This window comes from Bartonella sp. CL162QHHD (assembly GCF_042195435.1).
Taxonomy (GTDB): domain Bacteria; phylum Pseudomonadota; class Alphaproteobacteria; order Rhizobiales; family Rhizobiaceae; genus Bartonella.
Map to the genome: position 1 here is coordinate 1 of NZ_JBHIOG010000051.1, position 2,257 is coordinate 2,257.

The window sequence follows — 2,257 nt, forward strand, 5'->3', positions numbered from 1 at the left end:
TCTTCCCAAAAGGCGGCTTAAATGATTGCGATTATCAAGCGTCAACCGCCCCATGGCATCTGCCGCTTGCATGGGGTCAAAACGATCCTGCAAACCATATTGTTTGGCGGTGCTGTCTATAAATTGATACAACCCACCAGCAGAAGAGCGGGGATTCCTTGCATTGGGATTGCCTCCACTTTCCACTTGCGCAACACGGTACAAATAGCTCTCTGGCAAACCATATCGCGCTGCCGTTTGCCGTATCGCTTGATTAACAGCAGGACTATAACGGGTCATAGCCTAATCTCCTCCCTTACTCAAATGCACTCAATAAATTCAACTCCTCCGTTGAGGCTTTTCCCCCACCTCCAAACAAAGCAGCAGAAAGCTTTTTGAACCATTCTTTTGTCGCATATCCCTTATGATGCGCGTTTACCATGCGTTGAATGAGAGCTACAATTTGATCATTCTTAATCTGTGTCCCCCCTGTTAACAATTTGACAACATCCTTTTCAATCCGTTGACGCTCTCTAAACGCCGCCTCTTTGAAAGGAATCCAAGCTGCCTTCCCAGCAGCTTTTGCTAATTGTACAGCTGCATCATGTTTACCCGTTGGCATACTGACATTATGCGTAAAAGAGATCTTTTCATTCGCTACACGATTGGGTATTCTGTTATAAAAATCTGCATAATTAGCTTCTCTATCGACAACCTTCTTAACAGCAGAAGCTTTATCTGCTCCATAAGTCTTCGCAAATCGTTCATATAGATCATTTGTACCAAAAATCTCCTTTGCCTTGGACACTTCATCTTTTGTTTGACCCATGCCTTGTAAAAGTTTTGCTCTTGATCCCTTTTTAAAGTATTCTTGTTGTCCCTCTGGTAATTCATCAAAAATTTTACTGAATTTATCCTTATTAACCGACTTTCTAAGGACTTTTTCTCCTTCGCCCATAGCATCTACATCTGAACTATATTGATGATATAATGCCCGTCCCTTCTTATATTCAGACGATATATCATCCATAAGCTCTAATAATTTTTTCTTGATACCAACTAAACTGCGAACTTGGCTATTATCTCCTTGTCTCTTTTCGGTCCTTATCATTAAATCGACAACCTCTTTAGTCTTATGAAGAGCCCCCATGTTTGGTTTCTCCTTAAGGAGACTAAATTTTTGAGAAGAAAACGGACTAACGTTGTTGCCATCCGTAATAAACCGCTTTAGTCCTTCATCATAAGCTTGTTTGAAGTATGGACGCTTCATTAAATCATTAAGAGCCCCATAATATTTTTCTCCTATCGGCGTTTTCTTGGCTATTTCGTAAAGAGTATGTGATTCTGCTTCTCTACTCGCGATAAGATCATCTTTTAAACCTGTGACATTTTGACGAGGAACAAAGTGTTCATCAGCAGCTTGATGAATACGCTCCCCTCCTCCCAGCGCTCTCTGCCCAGCTCTTTTAGTCAAATCAAGATAAGCTCCTTGATTTCTTTTCGCGATATCAAAAACAAGATCCTGTAAAAAAGGACTATGATCAGCTACGTAATCGGTAGGAACTGCATTCTTAAAAGAGTTTCCTAGCTCTTCAGAAGCCTCCTTACCTAAATGTTTACTGATTGCTCTTAACGTGTCTGTTGCAACACCTTCCTTATGAGAAGGAGAAAAAAGTCTTCGTATTCCGCTTACCGGATAACCAGCCAAATGACCTAAAGCACTTCCAACCAATGCCCCGCCCGCTCCTAAACCTGCACCAGATAACGTACTTGTAAGTGTATTACCAAGCCCTTCGCCTTCTCCTGCGCCATGTAATGCACCAGATGCCGCTCCTACTTTAAGCAAATGAGGTAATGTTGTTTTGTTCGTGATGCCTAAAAATGGACTTGCAAATCGACTTGGGGGTAACTGACCTGCTTTCAAAAAGGCTTGACCTAATTTTGACCCCGCCACATTCCTTGCAAGTGTAGGCGCTACAAAGCGTGCTCCTGAGGCTAACAATCCTCCTCCTAAAGTCGCAAGGGAAGGAATTGCCGACCCTAAAGCATTTCCAGCAAAAGAAGTCCAATAATGTTGATCACTCATCCTACGATAATAATCACGTATTCTATTAGCTTCTTTCTCATATTTTTCTATGGTTTTCTTATCTCCAGTCCAATAGTTGTAAAGCCCCTTCGCAAAAGCCTTTATTGCCAACTCATCATCAGAATCACGTCCTGCCGCTGTGATCCCCGCAATCTCATCATCTAAATTAAAACTCAAACCATGCTTTAAAGA

2 protein-coding genes are annotated in these 2,257 nt (G+C 41.8%); both read right to left on the reverse strand.

Annotated elements, in window-relative coordinates:
- A partial coding sequence (locus tag ACFILD_RS04900) for a transglycosylase SLT domain-containing protein (protein WP_375664839.1) occupies positions 1–279 on the reverse strand: 279 nt, incomplete at its 3' end.
- 16 nt (positions 280–295) lie between these two features.
- Positions 296–2,257 (reverse strand): hypothetical protein (locus ACFILD_RS04905; protein ID WP_375664840.1); only part of this gene is annotated, 1,962 nt, incomplete at its 5' end.